Source organism: Thiomicrorhabdus sp. Milos-T2 (assembly GCF_000702325.1).
Taxonomy (GTDB): Bacteria; Pseudomonadota; Gammaproteobacteria; order Thiomicrospirales; family Thiomicrospiraceae; genus Thiomicrorhabdus.
The window spans coordinates 1,852,256-1,871,489 of sequence record NZ_KL370891.1 but is presented as its reverse complement, the minus strand read 5'-3'; the positions used below and the strand labels follow the sequence as shown (position 1 = coordinate 1,871,489).

Here is a 19,234-nt window from a genome sequence, read left to right as displayed (position 1 = left end):
GGAATGATTCGTTTTTAGAGTATTAATTTTAAAAAAGAGTTTAAGATTTTTTAAGTTTCTTGTCGTAAAAAGTGTTTAATGTTTTGGCTACTTAATTAGCTTAGTTCTGCTCTGAAAAGTAAATTTACCTATTTAAATTAATGTAAATTAATGAACATAAGATTAACTAACATAAGAAATTTAATTTGCAGGCTATTTGGGCGAGGATATTGGTTTAAGCTATTATTCGTAAGGTTTTAATTAGTTACACTGTGTCTCATTTTATGATTCCAATAAGAGTGACTAAATGAATCAGAAAAAATCGATCTGCTCGCCAGAATATCAATCAAAACCTCGAATAGTTTATGGTAAAAATTACGACAAAGGCTTGAAATGAAATCACCACATACAGGATTAAAACGAGTTTTTTACGCTGCTGGTTATTCTTGGAAAGGGTTTAAATCCACCTGGAAACATGAAGCGGCTTTTAGGCAAGAAGTTATATTATTTGCATTGATGACACCGTTGGCTTTTTGGATTGGTGACACGGCTTCTGAAAGAGTTATTTTGATTGCCGTTTTATTAATCGTGTTGGTAGTGGAACTTTTGAACTCAGCAGTGGAAAGCGTTGTTGATCGTATTGGTGAGGATTATCATAAATTATCAGGCCGTGCTAAAGACCAAGGGTCAGCGGCGGTGTTTTTATCTTTTTTTATCGCCATTTTAGTTTGGGGCGGTTTTACTATTTCAAAGATTATGGGTTAAGAAATGATTGTTGTAACGGGTGGAGCAGGATTTATTGGCAGTAATATTGTTAAAGCGTTAAATGAACAAGGACGCACAGATATTATTGTGGTGGATAATTTAAAAAACGGTAAAAAGTTTATCAATATCGCTGACTGCGATATTGCCGACTATCTGGATAAAGAAGATTTTCAGCAACGTATCTTTGCCGAGCAAGGATTGCCTGAGATTGAAGCGATTTTTCACGAAGGAGCCTGTTCTGCAACCACAGAGTGGGACGGAAAATTCATGATGGACAATAACTACGAGTACTCTAAAGACGTACTTAATTATTGTCTTAATTGGGGGATTCCATTCTTTTACGCTTCATCCGCTTCCGTATATGGAGATGGCCCTGACTTTATTGAGGAAAGGGCTTATGAAAAACCGCTAAACGTTTACGGTTACTCTAAGTTTCAGTTTGACCAATATGTTCGCCAAATTTTACCAACTGCTAAAAGCCAGGTTGTGGGCTTTAGATATTTTAATGTCTATGGTCCTAGAGAACAGCACAAGGGTGATATGGCCAGTGTCGCCTTTAAACTTCATAACCAAATTTTAGCAGGTGAAAAGCTTAAATTGTTTGGTGAATACGATGGCTATGGTGCAGGTATGCAAACCCGTGATTTTGTTTATATTGAAGATGTGGTTAAAGTGAATTTATGGTTTTTAGCACACCCAGAAAAATCGGGCATCTTTAATTTGGGGCCAGCTGCCGCAGAACCCTTTAAAAATATTGCCGAAGCGGTCATTGATTTTCATAGCAGAGGCGAGATTGAATTTATTCCTTTTCCAGAGCATTTAAAAGGGGCTTATCAAAGTTTTACTCAAGCAGATAATTCAGCTTTAAGAGCAGAAGGTTATAACGAACCTTTTAATAATGTCGCTCAAGGCGTTAAAAAATATTTAACTTGGTTGACAGAAAATCCAACCGTTTTAAATTTTACAAAGTAAACTTCTAGAATATGCGAATTCTGCTCATTAAAATGTCCTCAATGGGAGATGTGTTTCACACCTTTCCGGCATTGTCGGATGCTCAACAAAATATACCAGGCCTGGTAATCGATTGGGTGGTTGAAAAGTCATTTGCAGAAATCCCAAAATGGCATCCCGTTGTCGATAAAGTCTATCCAATAGAGTTACGAAAATGGCGTAAAACCCTTTTAAAAAAACAAACACGTCAACAAATCAAAGCCTTTTTTGAAGAAATTAATCAAACTCAGTACGATTTAATTATTGATGCCCAAGGCTTATTAAAAAGTGCCTGGGTAGCAAGAAAAATAAAAGCTAAAACAGCAGGGTATGATTGGCAAAGTGCACGTGAACCATTAGCAACATGGTTTTATCAATTTAAGTATCCCGTTGTTAAAGAACAACACGCTATTTTACGTTTACGCCAATTATTTGCTCAAAGCCTAAATTATTCCTTAGCAGAAAATGCACCCATTGTTTATGGTTTAAATACCCAGGCCTGGTCAAAACCTGAAGTGGTGATTGACCAATTTTCTGAACAAGATTATTGGGTGTTTTTACATGGCACAACTTGGGAAACCAAATATTGGCCAGAAGATTATTGGATTGAATTACTAAAGCAGGCCAATGCCTTAGGTAAAAAAGTGATTTTGCCTTGGGGAAATCAAGAAGAGCAGCAGCGTGCATTGCGAATTGCAAAAACCACTAAAGCAGAAAATGTTTGGGTACCTGAACAGATGTTAAGCTTAAATGATATGGCGAAAACGCTTAAAAATGCTCAAGCTGTTGTGTCAGTAGACACTGGGTTATCTCACGTTGCTGCAGCATTAGAAGTGCCTATGGTGGTTTTATACCGAGTAACCGACCCTAAATTAGTCGGCGCTGATGGTGCTCAAGTCACTCGTCTGGAATCTCCTTGTGCACCTGGATATATCAAAAAATTTGCAGATAAAAAACAAGAACTGCTGTCTTTGCAAAATTTAGGTGTAAAGGAGGTTTTAACTGTTTTAGATAAGGAATTATGGCTCTATGCACAATAAAGAAAAAGTTCTTTATATGCCATCAACCCCGTTGAATTTGCTGATTTCAGTGGCACATGCTATTGCTCATAAAGATCTGCAAATCTCTCAGTTAGTTTTAATTGACCAAAAAAATACAGAAAACAATATCTACTTTACCGTTTTACAAAAATGGATAAACTCCCCTTTTGTAAATGTTTATATAACACCTAGTAAAGCCAGTGGTTTAAAAAAAATAGTGGAAAGAAAAGCTATCTTTAAAAAATTGGCGGAAATAGTTAAAGCTTTTCCAACTAATGTTTTTGCTGTTGGTAGCGATAGACGGATTGAATTTCAGTATTTAATGCACTTAAGATCATTAAACTATAAAAAGGTTGAAGGGTGGTATTTGGATGATGGTTTATATACTTATGCAGGCCGTCCTTCGAAATGGTTTAAGGATTTTGTTAGCAGTGCTTTAAAGAAAGTAAGTTATGGTTTTTGGTGGAAGGAGCCTAAAACGGTTGGAGCATCCGATTGGATTAACCAGGCCTGGTTATTTTCACCAGAAAATGCTGTTTTATCTATCCAAAATAAAGTCTGTCATCAGCTTCCTATTGAATGGTTTATATCACCAGATGCTAGAGCATTTGTAAATTTGGTTTTGGATGATTTTGGCGTAGATGTTCAAATTAGAACGGAGTTAGTCTCTACTGATATATTTATATTGGTTCCGCATCCCAATAATATTTTGAAAATGGATGGTTACCTCCAACGATTAGAAAATTTTTTAGACGAGACAATGCAATCAGAAAAGAAGGTTGCTGTTAAGTATCACCCTCGTTCAAAGGGACATGATTACCTAGGTCTAAAAAAACGCTATGGCGCACTGATTTTACCTAATGATTTGGCATTTGAATTTATGATGCCGTTGTTAGATTCTGATACAATTATCCTTGGTGATGTAAGTACCGTTCTAATGACGGCTAAGTGGCTTAGACCCGATGTTACTACAATAGCCGTTTTGAATGAAGAGGATTCTTTTGTTCAAAGTTTTAAAGGGATAATTGAAAAGTTAGACATACCGATTATCCCAAATTTTAATAATGCCTTAAGGTTCATTAAATAAAATTTGATTGCCTTTCATGAACCCTTTTTTCAGGACGACGTCTGCTTAAAATGAATCTTGCACAGAATAACCTTGATAGATTAGTCTTTTCAAAACAAATTCCATTTCTTTTTATGGTGATGACATTCTCAGCAATAGCACCTCTTTATTTTGAAAATATTAGACAAATATCTGGCTTGTTGTTTTTAGCGATTCTTTTAATTTTATCAATAGTTTCATATAGGACAACTTTATATAAACTTACATGTATTGAAAAACGCTGGCTTTATGTTGCTATCGCATATTCATTCATTTTAATTCTGAGTTATTTCTTAAGATTCCCTTATACATCAGATGGAGAGTGGAGAAATGCTGCACCTGTTTTTGTATTATTGATTTCTGGATGGTATTTTTTGAGTATTCGTTTTAACCAGAATAGGGAATTGATTAAATATGTTGCTTTTAGTTCTTTGGTTTGTGCTTTAGCGTTGTTTATTACAGAGCTTTATATGGCGGATAGTTTAGTTGGATACCGTTTTGGCGAAATTTATGATGGTACTAGAGGGTTAGCTGCAGTAGGTTTTATCTTACCTTTAACAACAGGGTTGTTGGCTGTTGTTTGGCTAAAAAACCGTTCTTATTTTAATTTGGCGATGTTATTAATCGCTTTTGTTTTGTCTGGACTTAATGGCTCGAACACCGCATTTAGTATTGTGTTAATCAGCATCCTATTCGGAATGACATATGTCTTTTTTTGGGGCGCTAATTTAACGAGAAAAACGAAACGTATTTCAATTTTTTTGCTTGTGATAATGGTGTTGTCATCGGGTTGGTTATCAAAGTCAAAAATAATAACGGCAGCTAATGATGTTGTTGGCATAACACATGGTGATTATTCAACATCAACAGGGCTTAGATATGCCATGTTTAATATAGGAATAGAAGCTCTAAAGGGTAATTGGTTGCTTGGCGTCGGGCCTAGTCAATATAAAATGCATGTTGCTAGTGCTGCAAATAAGACAAATTATCCAGAGAGTGTTAAGGTCTTTTCCTCAAGCGTTATGCAGCTCCATAATCAATACATAATGTCCTTTTTACTAGCCGGTGCATTGGGAGGACTTTCATTACTATTTTTATTAATATATCCCATCAGAATCTTTTTATCTTACTTTAAGCAAACTAAGGATCCTGCTGCTTTTATTATGTCCGGAATGATGATTGGTGTTATGTTTGTTCTGTTTTTTGGTGCAATGTTTACTTATACCTATACGACCATCTTTTATATGTTAGCTATAAGCGCATTAATTAGCTGGTTCTCAAAGCCCAAAGGAGCAACAAATTGATTCATGTAGTTTGTTTAAAGTGGGGCGATAAATATGGCGTTGAATATGTTAATCGTTTGTATGCAATGGTTGAAAAAAATTTAAGTATCCCATTTGTGTTCCATTGTTTGACAGAAAATAGTCAAGGGATTCGTTCAGAAGTTATGATTGAGAGCCTTCCCGATGAGGGGCTACATACGTGGTGGTATAAGCTGTTGATTTTTAAAAAAGGCTTTTTAGGACTTTCAAATCAGGATAAAATTTTATTTCTCGATCTAGATATTGTTATCTTAAATAGCTTGGATACGTTGGTGTCTTACAGTGACGATTTTTGTATTTCAGCTGATACTACTGTTCATAAATACAATAGTTCAGTAATGTGTTTTTTTTGTAATCAATATTCTTATATTTGGGAGTCTTTTATTGCTCAAAAAGATCATGTTATGAACTCATACCATGGTGATCAAGATTGGATAGAGCATGTTTATCAACAGGCAATTATCTATCCTAAAACGTTAGTTAAGTCATTTAAGATTGATTTAAACTCTAAAACACCGTTTTCCTTTGGGCCTTTAGGGCGTTATTTAAGAAAAAAAATGCCTTTTCTATTGCCTAAAGGGCAAGTAGAAGCACCTACGGATGCCTCAATTGTTTTGTTTCACGGAAAACCAGACCCTGTTGATGTTATGAATGGACCATATGACAAATATAAATATGCTCCGTGGATTAAGGATACTTGGTTATGACAGCAAGGTGTATTGTATGTTTTTATTAAGTAATTTTTTTTATAAAAGAAAAGCCAGAATTAATCACGTGAATTCGGATAATAACTGCAATTTGGAAATAGAAAGAGCCAGTTGAGCTAAACTCACAGGCTTTTCCCGACCAAGAGAATTGCAAAATGAGTTATAGCCAACTGACTGAGTGTCAAAGATACCAGATTTACGCATTATTGAAAGAGAGATTGTCACAAAAAGCGATTGCCGAAAATATCGGATGTCATCCTTCTACCATTAGTCGAGAAATAAAGAACAATCGTGGTAAGCGTGGTTATCGCCCTAAACAAGCTCATTCCTTGAGTGTGGAGCGACGGCAAACGGCTAAAAAGCGAATGAAACTCACAGCCGAAGTGAAAGAAGCGATACGAAGTCTCATTCAACAAGACTTAAGCCCAGAGCAAGTGGCAGACTACATTAAAAAACAGCTCAACATTTCGCTTCATCACGAAACTATCTACCAGTTCATTTATGAGGATAAGGCGGAAGGTGGAGAGCTATACAAGCACCTGCGTATAGCCAATAAACCCTATCGTAAGCGCTATGGAAGTTATGATTGTCGAGGACAAATTGTTAGCCGAGTCTCGATTGATGAACGACCTAAAGTCGTCGATGAAAAGATTCGAATCGGAGACTGGGAAGGCGATACGATCATTGGCAAAGGTCATAAAGGTGCACTATTAACCCTCGTGGAGCGAAAGACGCTTTACACCATTATTGTGCCATTACAGGGTAAGTTCGCAGACAAGCTCAAAGAAGCCGTTATTGCTGTATTAGAACCACTCAAAGAGCGTGTACATACGATAACGTATGATAATGGCAAAGAGTTTGCAGAACATAAGGCCATGGCAGAGGCATTGGACGCACAAGTGTTTTTTGCCCACCCTTATGCCTCATGGGAAAGAGGCATAAACGAAAATACGAATGGATTGATACGGCAGTATTTTCCTAAAGGCACGGATCTGAGAGGCATCACTCAAGAACAAGTTCAATTTGTGATGGACAGATTAAATAATCGTCCTCGAAAAACACGAGGTGGTAAAACACCCAATGAATTATTTATGGGGCTGCAGGTAGATTTACTTGCAGCATAATTTAAAAATTGCGGTTATTACTTGAATCCGCGTCATATAAAACTTAAAAACTTAAATAATATCCATAGAAAGGCACGGTTAATTTTAGAAGAGCATGTTGATATTGAACAAACAAGAGTGCTTCCAAATTTTGATTTGGGGGTTTGTCATATAGGAGCGCACTCCTATGTAAGAGGTGGAGAAATACATCTCGTATCATCAATCGGTCGATATTGCTCAATCGGAAATGATGTGATGCTGGGAATGGACAAGCAAAAACATCCTTTGGCATATGCCTCAACCAGTCACGAAGTTTGTGAAAATCACAAAACCCAATCATTAAGCTCAACCATCGGTCACGACGTATGGATTGGACAAGGAGCAGTGGTTATGTCAGGAGTAAAGGTCGCAAATGGTGCTGTAATTGGAATCAATTCTGTTGTAACTAAAGATGTCTTACCTTATGAAATCGTAGCAGGAAATCCTGCCCGCCATATTAGATTCCGTTTTGAACCTGATGAAATTGAAAGCTTATTACAGAGCGAGTGGTGGAAAATCCCTATTAAAACGTTAAGAAGTTTTGATTATGATAACGTCCCCAAATTTATTGATCAAGTTAGGAATTATAACGGTAGTAAAGCATGTTATCGACGATTCGAAATCTCAAATAGAAAGTTTCTTATAAAGTCATAAACATAGTCAGCAATAGCTAAATTGAGATAAATATGAACCAAATCAAAACAAGCTTAGATTTTTTTGAACCTAATCAGCGACTCACTATCAAAAAAGAATTTGATGTTAATAAGGTTGAAAAAATTTTGGTTCAAGGTATTGACCAATTAGGTGGGCTAGCAATGAGCTCACCTTTTTTTAGAGAGTTGCGAAAGGCGTTTCCACAAGCTTATATTGTGAATTTAGTTGGGCCTTTAACTTACGGTATTATGAAAAATTGTCCTTATATAGACGATGTTTGGTTATTTCATAAAAAAGAGAGCTTTAAGGTCGCTAAAAGAATTAAAAAAATTGGTTTTGATCTTACGTTTTTAGCGGCGGGTTCTTTAAGAGCAGCTTTAATTGCTTATCTAGGTAAAATACCTAATCGCGTTGGTTTTGATAACGATGGCACTGGACGGCTGTTAACTATTCAATTACATATGCCTCTGCATTCCCGATATAGACCAGAAAATATGTTTGATATGTTGCGTGCAATTGGTATTTCACCAAAAGGCGTCTACGATCGTGAGATTTGGATTTCAGGTCAAGATATTGAATATGGAGAGGCTTGGGCAGAGGTCAATAAGCCGCAAGGTACTAAAATATTTGCTTTTAACCCGTTTTCAACAGATCCAAAAAGGCGGTGGACAAATAAAGGTTGGCAAGAGTTATTGCAAGGCCTCAAAGCCATCGGTATTAAATCCATTATGATGGTTGCACCTAATGAAGTTGAAGGTTCTAAAAAGCTATTACAAGAATGGCAGCAAGAAGATGTACCTATTCAAACTCATAGTGTAACCAATACAGCAGCAGTTTTAGAGCATGTAGATTTTGTAATGGGGCCTGAGTCTGGTTTTATCCATATGGCTTTAGCGACAAAAAAAGCCCATGTCATTGCATTGTTTAATGTATTACCCCCTCAATCAACGTTTCCGGTTCATGATAAAAGGCATGTTGGGCTAATTAGAGATGATCTACACTGTGCGCCTTGTTATTTGTATAAGTTTAAAGATCAATGTCCATACAATTTAGAGTGTATGTCAGGAATTGACTCTAAACGTGTGTTAGATGCTATTGATACCTTTTCCAAGAGTGATGAGTTAGATGCTACGTCAAAATGACGCTTCAATTTTTGAGTTGATAGCACAGCAAATTATAACTCCTGAGAGTGTTGGAGAACTTAGTAAGTCGGTTGCTAAAACTCTATGTATCAAAGAGTCGCTTACTCTTAGAGCAGGTGGTACTTCACTGGGTGGTCAGGCGATTGGTTCTGGGGTGGTGATTGATGTTTCTAAGCATTTAACGAATATTGTTGATTACCAACCTGAATTAAAACAAATTACTGTTGAACCTGGCGTAATTCAAGATGATTTGAATGATTTTGTGGCGGCTGATGGTTTGCGTTTTGCTCCAGATACGTCTACTTCTAATCGTGCCATGATTGGTGGCATGATTGGTAATAATTCTTGTGGTTCATATTCAGTTTATTACGGTACAACTCGGGAGCACGTTAAATTACTTGAAGTGATTTTAGCGGATGGTTCTGAAGCGGTTTTTGGCCCATTATCGGCACAGCAATTGCATGACAAACTTAATCAACAAGATTTTGAGGGCAATATTTATCGAACCGTAATGCGTTTATTAGAAACGCATGGCAAACAAATTCTTCAACACTTTCCTCATCCATCTATAAAACGCCGCAACACGGGTTATGCTTTAGATGAGCTTTATCGTCATCATCAACCCTTCAATCCTAATGGTAAACCTTTTAATTTAGCCCCTTTGATTTGTGGTAGCGAAGGCACTTTAGCGGTGGTTAAAACCGCTACCTTAAATCTGGTTAAGCAACCAAAATACAGACAGCTTTTGTGTGCTCAGTTTGATTCGATTGAATCGGCAATGCAAGTTGCCTCATATTTATTAGAGTTTGAACCCGCTGCGATTGAGTTAATTGATAAAGCGACATTGGATGGGACTAAAACCAATCTTCAGCAACAACAAAATCGTTTTTGGATTGAGGGTGACCCCAAAGCCGTTTTGGTTTGTGAATGGTTTGCTGATAATCAAGCTGATTTAAATCATCAAATGGTCAATTACCAGGCCTGGTTGCTTCAACATGGAGCTTATGCTTCACCTATTATTGAAGCAAAACAAGCCGCAAAAGTGTGGGAGGTTCGTAAAGCGGGCTTAGGCATGCTAATGGGTAAAGTCACCCGTAAAAAAGCCGTTGCGGTGATTGAAGATGCAGCCGTTCCTGTTAAAAATCTATTTGATTATTTTAGTGATGTTCAAGCTTTAATGGCGGAGCTAGAAGTGGGTTGTGTCTATTACGGCCATGCCTCGGTAGGATTAATTCATATTCGTCCTGAAATTGATTTAGCAACCGAAAATGGCAAGCATCTTTTTAGAACCATTGCCGCAAGAAACTCCAAATTAGTAAAAAAATATCGTGGATCGATTTCAGGCGAACATGGTGATGGGCGTATTCGAGCGCCATTTATAAAAGAACAAGTTGGCGAACAGGTTTATGCCTATTTGCTTGAACTTAAACGGGCGTTTGACCCCAATAATTTATTGAATCCAGGCGTGATTATTGGCGATATGCCGATTACCGATAATCTTCGTGCGGATAGACAACCTCAAAAACTAATTGAAACCAAATTCGATTGGTCGAGTGATCTGTCTTTAATGGATGCGGTTGAAAAATGTAATGGGGCAGGGGCTTGTAGAAAGTCTGCGGGGCGAGGTGTGATGTGTCCGTCTTATCAAGCAACCCGTGAAGAAAATTACTCTACTCGGGGGCGTAGCAATTTATTACGTTTTGCTTTAACAGAACCTAACCCTCAAAAGGCTTTATCTCAAGTGGAACTGCAAGATGCCCTAGAGATGTGTTTGGGTTGCAAAGCTTGTAAAACTGAGTGCCCAGCCAATGTGGATATGGCAAAACTGAAAGCGGAAGTTTTGTATCAAACCCAAGGATTATCGCTTTCTAATTGGATTTTTGCACATTATGGTTCTATTCTAAAGCAGGCTCAAAATTGGCCTGCCACATACAATTGGTTGCAATCATTATCAGCGATTAAAGCCTTAATGGGGGTGGATAAACGCAGAAACTTGCCAAAAGCCTATTCTTCAAATCTAGCGGAATGGTGGGTAGGTGTTTCAGACAAAGAAATTAAGAAAAATTTATTGACTAAAACCGAACTGAATAAAACTGAACCATCTAGCGTTAAAACTAAAGTTTGGGTGTTGTGTGATTTATATAGTCAATATCAAGAGCCTGGAGTTGGACAAGCCGTTTTAGAGGTCTTGCAGAATTTTGGTTTAGAGGTAATACCTGTTTATCTGCAACACTCTCCCAGAGCTTTGATTAGTAAAGGGCTGTTAAAGCAAGCTAGAAAAGCGTTGTTAGAAACGGTTTTTGCTATGCAAGCCTATCAACCTCAAGATTTGATTGTAGGAATTGAACCTTCTGAGTTGTTAGTTTGGCGAGATGAAGCAAAAGATTTGCTTAATAATATTGAGTTTCAATCTAACCAGGCCTGGTTAAATAACAATGATGACAAGCAAGCTTCTCAAGGTTTGCCCACAATATTATCTTTTGAAGAGTTAATTCTTAAGTTGAATGGACAAGCTGCTCTACCTGAATTTAATAGAATGGATAAGACTTTGTGGTTACATGTACATTGTCATCAAAAGGCCTTAGCAAAACCGATTGATTCACAAAATGCATTGGAATTAATACCAGGCCTGGTCGTTAATATGATTCCATCAGGATGTTGTGGTATGTCTGGTGAATTTGGCTATAAACATTATGAAGTATCTAAAACGATTGCTAACCAAGTTTTACTGCCTACCTTAGAGCAGGCACAAACGGATGACTTAATTGTGGCAACCGGAACCAGTTGCCGACATCAATTACAAGATTTAGGTAAGTATCAATCACTGCATATCGCTCAAGTCTTTGCGATGGCATTGAGTGAGTTACCAACCTAATTTTTATAAACCTAATCTTTATAAATTTAATCTTTATAAATTTAATCTTCGCGGATTCAAGTAATAACCACAATTTAAAGTAGAATTACCAGGCCTGGTAAAAAGGTTTTAGGGCTTCTTTTAGCTTTTCGGGTGTTTCTAATGAACTTTTTAACGGTTCATGACACCAAACAGCGTCAGGCCAAACTTCATCATTCTCTTCTCTAAAAATCAAATGAATATGCTGGTTAGGGTTTTTATTACCAATCTTGGCGATATTAAAACGTTGACCTATCTGATGCTTTTGCATAAATGCGATTAATTGATATATCGCCCCATATAAATTTTGGATATATTCTAAGTTGGTCTCAGCATTTAGCGTTTGTTTTGGAACAACCAATAGCCATTTCATCTCAGTTTTTTCAGCCATTAACGAATAGAGCTCATGATCAAATAGGTAAATGCTTTCAAAGGTTGTTTCTAAAATCTGTGGCGTGTGTTCTGGCAGAATAATATCCATATATTTCTCTTAAGGTCGTTTTTTGTAAGTCTAACTTAATCTAACTAGAAATTGATGTTTGAAAAATGCCTAAACGTTGCGTTTGGCGGTAGAATGATTATCTTTCAAGGAATCAAAAAATCTTTCAATTAATAAATTATGACACAAACAATAAAAAATAAACCGCTTTATTTAGCGTCAAACTCTCCTAGAAGAAAAGCCCTTTTAGAACAGCTAAATTTAGAATTTGACGTGGTTAATGCTCCAGTCGAAGAGGTGGCTTTACCGCATGAAAGCCCAGAATCTTATGTAAGACGTATTGCCATTGAAAAAGCGTTGGCGGGGTTTAATAAAGTCGTAGGTAAAGTCGTTTGGGTAATTGGGGGCGATACCGTCGTTTTAGTTGATGGAAAAGTCTTAGGTAAACCCAAAAATCCAGTAGACTCATATCGTATGTTATCACGACTATCTGGTAAATCGCATACCGTGCTGTCTGCCATTGCGATAGTGTTTGATGGTGAAGTGTTTTCTTCTCTTAATCAGACTCAAGTGACGTTTAAAACCTTAAGTGATAATGAAATCAAGCAATATATAGCAACCGAAGAACCTCAAGATAAAGCGGGTAGTTATGCGATTCAAGGTTTAGCCGCCAAGTTTATTACGGGTATTGAGGGTTCTTATACCGGCGTTATGGGCTTACCTTTGTTTGAGTTGAATGAGCTATTGACTCAATCAGGTTACTATACAAAATAGAATTATAAAGAATAAGGGCATTTATCAATGCACAATGAAGAAAAAGTTTTAGTCAATGTTACCCCAAATGAAACTCGGGTTGCTTGGGTTGAAAACGGAGTATTACAAGAAGTTTGGGTAGAGCGGGCGAATAAACGTGGCTTGGTTGGAAATATCTATATGGGTAAAGTTGACCGTGTTTTGCCTGGTATGCAAGCAGCCTTTGTTAATATCGGTTTAGAGAGAGCCGCTTTTCTTCATGTGTCAGACGTCTGCCATAAAGCAATTGGTTGTGATGATGAAGAGTGTGATGACATTGCCAAACTGCTACATCCCGGTCAAAAGATTATGGTTCAGGTGCTAAAAGATCCGCTGGGTACAAAAGGTGCACGAATTACAATGCAGGTCACGATTCCTTCCAGAATGTTAGTGTTTATGCCGGTAGAAAAAGCGTTAGGTGTTTCTCAAAAAATTGATGGTTCTGATGAGCGCGAACGTTTAAGAGAGATGGTGAAGACAATTCCAGAATATAAATCCTCTGATGGAGGAGTGATTGTTAGAACGGTTGCCGAAGGGGTAGAGTTTCATGAGATGCGTGCCGACATGATTTATTTACAACGTTTGTGGGCGGGTGTGCAAGAGAAGTCTCGTTTAGCCAAAAAACCGACTTTAATTTATGAAGATTTACCACTTTATTTACGTATTATGCGAGATATTCCATTAGAGCGAATTGAAAAAATCCGGGTTGACTCCACGGAGACGCTGAACAAAATGAAAGCGTTTGTTGATATGTATGTTATGGAATTGAATAATCGTTTAGGGTTGTATCAAGGCGAACGCCCTATTTTTGATTTATACAATATTGAAGAAGAGATTCAAACCGCTTTACATAAAAGAGTAAATTTAAAGTCTGGTGGTTATTTAATTATTGATCAAACTGAAGCAATGACAACCATTGATGTGAATACGGGAGCATTTGTTGGCCATAAAAACCTAGAAGAGACAATTTATCGCACTAATTTAGAAGCGGCTCAAGCGATTGCAAGACAGTTAAGGTTAAGAAACTTAGGCGGAATTATTATTCTTGATTTCATTGATATGGAAGATACTGAACATCAAAAACATGTGCTTTCAGCTTTAGAAAAAGAGTTAAGTAAAGATCGAGTAAAAACATCTATTAGTAATATTTCAAATTTAGGTTTAGTTGAGATGACGCGTAAAAGAACTCGTGAGAGTCTAGAGCGGACACTTTGTGAACCTTGTCCGGTATGCAGTGGGCGTGGAACGGTTAAAACATCTGAAACGGTGGCTTATGAAATATTTCGTGAAATTACAAGAATGGCAAAGTCATTTGATGCAAATCAATATCGCGTCATTGCTGCAGAAGATGTGGTTTCACGAATTATGGATGAAGAGTCTAGTAGTGTTGCTGAGCTGGAGTCATTCTTAAATAAAAGTATACGTTTTCAGGCTGAAAGTACCTACGCCGCTGAACAATTTGATGTGGTAATGATGTAGCTATGATGTAGCCATGGTTTATGATGGTTTAGCGATGTTGAGATTGAGACCCCCATTTGATGTTTTGCACAATTTATTCAAATTGTTGGCTTAACTTCAATGCATAATAAATGATATGAAACTATTAAATTCCATATGTACGTGTTTACACGCGATATATCTACCAGGCCTGGTTGATGTTAATTAAAAGAACACACCACTTTTTACAGTGGGCCTTTTGGCTGTTTGTGGCCTATCTTCTGATTACCCGTTTATTTATCTCTTGGGTACAGTTCTTTCCTGAGCAGTTTATTGGTGCTGTTCAATCGGCTACTGAAGCTAAAGTTACCTTGAAAAAGGTTGAGATTGATCAGGGTTGGTTAGGATTTAGCGCAAATTTTGATCATCTATCGGTTGATGCTAAAGACTTTCAATTTCAAGCAGATAAGTTTCATTTTGATATTAATCTTCTGGCACTATTTATCCCTAAATTAAGCTACGGCGATGCTCTTGAAATCTCGCAAGGCTCTTTTCAGAATAAAGTTAAACCAAAGGCATCCGAAGCTAACATACAGTTGAACCCTGATGAGCTGGTAAAGGTAAATCTAAATATTGGAAAATTGTGGAAAAGAGTCAGTTTAAAAAATTTAGTTTTAAGTGAAGTTGGAAAGCCAGGTTTATCCATTCAGTTTCATGATTTTCAATCGCTTAATGCTTCCCGCTTAACGATTGTTAGTGAATTTAGTCTTAGTTATAAAGACGCTTTAAATTATGAGCGTTTTCATCTTAAATCTTCTTTTACGCCAGATGTTTGGGGAAGGCTAGGTTCAGGTCAGTTTTCATTATCCTCATTTAAGCCTTTACAAATACAACGATTAAGTCAGTTGCTTTCAAAAAATTGGCAAGCAGTTTTACCCCAAGGTGAATTGATTTTAGATTTAAAAGGCAAAATAACTCATTCAGAGATAGCAGACCTTGAAGTTAATTTGCATTCCCAGGCACTACATTGGACTCAGAAGCAAGCTGGATTACCTACAAGTTTAGGCATGCAATTAGTTTGGAATGCCGAACAGCAAAATATCCAAAAACACTTTAAAGATTGGCGTTTTACGCTTGCCAAAATTGAAATTGATAACAAATTTATAAATACCGTGTCACCAATAGAGCTTTATTTTGAAAAAGGTCAATATTTAAATTTTAATGCGGAATATTTTGATATTGAACCTTTTAAAGTTTTGGTTAAGTCGTTAATTGCAACACCTCATGTTGCATCACTATTTGATAGAACGGCTTTTCTCAGTATTTCTAAATTGAATGGTAAGTTAGATTGGCAAAGTTTAGATGTGCCTGAATTAGCCATTAACTTTGATAAGCTTGACGTTCCCGTAACCGATTATCCCGGTTTAAGCCTACAAGGACTTCAAGTTGTAAAAACACCAAAAAGCTTGGTGATTTCTACTAAAAAACCAATCTGGATTATGGAAGCTACCATTCATAGTAAGCCTATGAAATTGGTTATTCCAAAGCTACTAGAGTTTAAAAGAAATGAAAGTAACCAGGCCTGGCAGCTTGCTAAAACCAATTTAAAACTTGATGATCTTTCTTTAAAGGTGGCTTTAAAAGCGTTAACCGCAAGTTCAATCAATAGTCAATTTGAACTCAAGGTAAACTCAATCCAAGACCTTAAGACATATTTGCCTTATAAATTAATGACTGAAGAGTTAAAGTCTTGGTTGGCAAACAGTCTTAAAGGGGGTGAAAATATCGTTTTGAACGGGGTCTTAAAAGGTGCTTTTACAGATTTTCCTTTTGATAAAGGCAATGGGGAGTTTAAGGTAAATGGACGAGTAGAAAATGCGCAGCTTAAATTTAATCCAAAATGGCCAATGCTCAAGGAATTTAATGCGGATTTAGAGTTTGAACCTTATAAATTAAATATTTTAGTAGACAAAATAAATCTGGGTACCGATATCAATGCGACAGATGTACATGTAAATATTCCCGACTTAGATAAATTTGATATTGGTTTGTCAGTAAAAGGTCAAGTTAAAACGACTCTTAACAAATCGGTTAATTATTTAAGTCTATCTCCTATTGCCAGCCGATTGGGTGTGGAAGAGTTTTTTAAAGATAACTCTAAATTTTCAGGCTTATCTAAAGTAGTTGTAAATAAAATATGGGTTCCGATTTCAGGATTTAAAGATAGAGAGCCCGAGGTAGATGGCCGTGTTATTTTTGATAATGCAAATTTAAAACTGCATGAAAAGTTAAATTTTAAACATATAAATGGAGAGTTGAAATTTACAGAATCGGGTGTGACATCTAAAAAATTACAGTTTGAGATTTTAGAAGGAAAAGGAAATGCGCAAATTGTTACCGACTCGAAGAACAAGCAAGTCAAAATAAAGGCTAATGGTAAGGCTTTAGATAATGGGCATGAATGGTTTAAAAAGGCTATCCCGTGGAATTCAACCGTAACGATTCCATTTAAATCAGCAAAAGCCAAAGAGTTAAAAGTTGATGTGCTGGCGAATCTTTCAAAAGCTGAGAGTTTATTACCTTTACCTTTAAATACAAAAGCGCTATCAGGTAAAAAGCTTGAAGTGAAAACTCAAATTAGCAAAGGCAATATCCATTCATCGATAAAGTTACCAGGCCTGGTAGCTTCTAAATTACATTGGAAAGAAGTTGGTAATCAATATCAATTAGAGAGTAACCAAATTGCACTTGGGCGAGCGGCTCCTCTGTTTAAATCCTATTTAAAAGAATCTTCTTTTATTAGAGGCAATTTTGAAAACCTTGATGTCGATAGTTGGATTCCTGTATTAAAAAATCTCAAATTCTTTAACAGTAAAAAAGAGAGTCAGCAAAAACTTCATTTAGAAAATGTTTATTTCAATATTGGTAACACACATTTTTTATCTCATCCTTATAAAGGGGTGGTAATTAAATTGAATGCTTCAGGTGAGAACCCTGTTTCACTCGATATTAAAAGTAAAGATGTTGATGGTCAGATTGTTTTTGTAAAGGATGACCTTATTAACGTCAATTTAAAACACTTTCATTTTTATAATGAAGAGATAAAAGCTAAAGAAAAAAGTTCTAAAGAAGAAAGTCGTAAGCAAAATAAGTCAAAGTTATCAGAGTGCAAGTTAAATTCTGAAGATTCAGTACAATTTCCTAAAGTTGTTTTAAAGGGAAAAAACATAATAATTGAAAATAGAAAAGTAGATTCAATTTCTCTAACGTTAGAAGATAGTCCGGAATCCTTAAATATAAATGATGTAAAAGGAAGTTTTGGTAGTGGTGCTGGCACATTAGCGGCTAATTATCAATATGAAAAACAAAGTCAACAAAGTCAATTTAATGCCAAACTAAATTCCAATGATGTATCTGCCGTTACAAAGTTTTTAGATTTAAATGAAGGGTTTAGCGGCAAGTCTGCAGAAGTGAATCTAAAGCTAAATTGGAAGGGTAGTTTAAATTGTTTCTCTACAACGACAGTGGATGGGGGGATTGTTTTTAATATAAAAGATGGCTCTGTAGAAGATATAGAACCTGGATTTGCTCGTCTAATTGGATTGTTAAGTGTAGATTCTTTAGTTAGAAGGCTTAAACTAGATTTAAAAGATGTTACCAATAAAGGCATGATTTACGACCAAATTAAAGGTAATGCAAAATTAAAATCTGGCATGCTTGATTTAAATAAATTAACAATCAAAGCACCATCAGCAAATGGTCAGATTAAAGGTAATGTCAATATTGAAAATCAAACCTTTGATCTCAATGCGAATATTACGCCAAAGGTTGGAGCAACGATTCCGACTATTGCCGCTCTTGCAGGCGCGGCTAATCCATTAACAGCATTGGCCGTATATACCTTAATGAAAGTTATACCAGGCGTGAATGAAAATTTGATTACCTATAAGTATAAGATTACGGGACCATGGTCTAAGCCATTAATAGATGGCGAAGATAATGTTAAAAATAAAAAGACAGAGACTAAGGTGGGAAGTGATTCAGTTTTGGATATTAATTAAGCGTATTTAAATAAAGTGTATTTAATTAAAGCGTGACTTTGATTATTAAATAAAAAATATATAGAGTAAATAAAGATTACCAACAAAGCGCCATCGAAAGACGGCGCTTTTTTCATTTAAGCCAAGCACTAAATAAAATCAGACCCTTTAAAAGCAACCACACCCCGCAAGGGGGTATAAAGGCATGGTTATTTAGATAAACATTCCTGTTTTAAAACACTAATAAAATAACCTAGTATTCCTCAAAATGTGAATAACCCTGTGGATAACTAGTGAATAAAGTGGGGTTAACGATTAAAATGTCATAAAAGCGTAAAAAAGATAAAAAAAGGTGAATAAAGGGGTTGCGTTGTTGGCGGAAATGACTAGAATACGCACCTGTTCCAACGCAGACACCCAAAACAAGCAACTTAGTTGCGAGTAAGCGTGGTTGAGAACACCGCTTAAAGCCTACGGGTTTTAAAGGTTGATTAAAAAATCAGTTAAAAATAATTTAAAATAAATTGTTGACAACGAATTCTAAATCAGCTTACAATAAGCGGCTTACCGAGAAGGAAAAGCAATCGAATTTAATTCGACTCTTCATCTTCTCGAAGAGACCTAAGTTCTTTAAAAATCAGGTAATTCAGAGATAATTTATGTGGAAACTCCTTAAGTGAGTAACCAAATAAAAAATCTCGATTTTTGACAAAAATGTATTTGGTAATAAATAATTTATTATTTTTATCATGTTTCACTTTGTCAATTCCGAGTGTTTATTTCCTGA

At 36.3% G+C, this 19,234-nt stretch carries 14 protein-coding genes; 13 read left to right on the top strand and 1 reads right to left on the bottom strand.

Annotated features, from left to right (window positions below; all coding sequences use genetic code 11):
• The first annotated feature begins 372 nt into the window (after nt 1–372).
• From BS34_RS0108510 to BS34_RS0108465, 10 genes are all read left to right on the top strand, one after another.
• Entirely contained in the window at nt 373–744 is a 372-nt protein-coding gene (locus BS34_RS0108510) for a diacylglycerol kinase (RefSeq protein WP_029408101.1), read from the top strand.
• 3 nt (nt 745–747) lie between these two features.
• Nucleotides 748–1,716 (top strand): ADP-glyceromanno-heptose 6-epimerase, encoded by a 969-nt coding sequence (gene rfaD / locus BS34_RS0108505; protein ID WP_029408100.1) that lies wholly within the window; start codon nt 748–750, stop codon nt 1,714–1,716.
• A gap of 11 nt (nt 1,717–1,727) precedes the next feature.
• The gene (gene waaC / locus BS34_RS0108500) at nt 1,728–2,774 is read left to right on the top strand and encodes a lipopolysaccharide heptosyltransferase I (RefSeq protein WP_029408099.1); all 1,047 of its coding nucleotides are present in this window, start codon (nt 1,728–1,730) and stop codon (nt 2,772–2,774) included.
• Nucleotides 2,764–3,861, top strand: coding sequence for a polysialyltransferase family glycosyltransferase (locus tag BS34_RS0108495; protein ID WP_029408098.1), 1,098 nt, complete (start codon nt 2,764–2,766; stop codon nt 3,859–3,861). The genes waaC and BS34_RS0108495 overlap by 11 nt, the downstream gene beginning before the upstream one ends.
• 50 nt (nt 3,862–3,911) lie before the next feature.
• The gene (locus tag BS34_RS0108490; protein ID WP_029408097.1) at nt 3,912–5,183 is read left to right on the top strand and encodes a hypothetical protein; all 1,272 of its coding nucleotides are present in this window, start codon (nt 3,912–3,914) and stop codon (nt 5,181–5,183) included.
• Nucleotides 5,180–5,908, top strand: coding sequence for a glycosyltransferase family protein (locus BS34_RS0108485; protein WP_029408096.1), 729 nt, complete (start codon nt 5,180–5,182; stop codon nt 5,906–5,908). The genes BS34_RS0108490 and BS34_RS0108485 overlap by 4 nt, the downstream gene beginning before the upstream one ends.
• 155 nt (nt 5,909–6,063) lie before the next feature.
• The gene (locus BS34_RS0108480; RefSeq protein ID WP_029408095.1) at nt 6,064–7,032 is read left to right on the top strand and encodes an IS30 family transposase; all 969 of its coding nucleotides are present in this window, start codon (nt 6,064–6,066) and stop codon (nt 7,030–7,032) included.
• A gap of 21 nt (nt 7,033–7,053) precedes the next feature.
• Nucleotides 7,054–7,704 carry a CatB-related O-acetyltransferase gene (locus BS34_RS0108475; protein ID WP_029408094.1) on the top strand — a complete coding sequence of 217 codons (651 nt, stop codon included), beginning with the start codon at nt 7,054–7,056 and terminating at the stop codon, nt 7,702–7,704.
• 32 nt (nt 7,705–7,736) lie between these two features.
• Nucleotides 7,737–8,846 carry a glycosyltransferase family 9 protein gene (locus tag BS34_RS0108470; protein ID WP_029408093.1) on the top strand — a complete coding sequence of 370 codons (1,110 nt, stop codon included), beginning with the start codon at nt 7,737–7,739 and terminating at the stop codon, nt 8,844–8,846.
• Nucleotides 8,830–11,721, top strand: coding sequence for an FAD-binding and (Fe-S)-binding domain-containing protein (locus BS34_RS0108465; protein ID WP_029408092.1), 2,892 nt, complete (start codon nt 8,830–8,832; stop codon nt 11,719–11,721). Before BS34_RS0108470 ends, BS34_RS0108465 begins: the two co-directional genes overlap by 17 nt.
• Before the next feature lie 85 nt (nt 11,722–11,806).
• Here the strand turns inward: BS34_RS0108465 and BS34_RS0108460 are convergent, their stop codons facing one another.
• The gene (locus BS34_RS0108460) at nt 11,807–12,220 is read right to left on the bottom strand and encodes a hypothetical protein (RefSeq protein WP_029408091.1); all 414 of its coding nucleotides are present in this window, start codon (nt 12,218–12,220) and stop codon (nt 11,807–11,809) included.
• 138 nt (nt 12,221–12,358) lie between these two features.
• On the opposite strand from BS34_RS0108460, the gene BS34_RS0108455 reads away from it, so the two are divergent.
• From BS34_RS0108455 to BS34_RS0108445, 3 genes are all read left to right on the top strand, one after another.
• On the top strand, nt 12,359–12,952 hold the full coding sequence (locus BS34_RS0108455; RefSeq protein ID WP_029408090.1) for a Maf family protein: 594 nt from the start codon (nt 12,359–12,361) through the stop codon (nt 12,950–12,952).
• A 27-nt stretch (nt 12,953–12,979) separates the two neighbouring features.
• Entirely contained in the window at nt 12,980–14,449 is a 1,470-nt protein-coding gene (gene rng / locus BS34_RS0108450; protein ID WP_029408089.1) for a ribonuclease G, read from the top strand.
• 176 nt (nt 14,450–14,625) lie between these two features.
• Entirely contained in the window at nt 14,626–18,468 is a 3,843-nt protein-coding gene (locus tag BS34_RS0108445; protein WP_029408088.1) for a YhdP family phospholipid transporter, read from the top strand.
• The last annotated feature ends 766 nt before the right edge of the window (nt 18,469–19,234 follow it).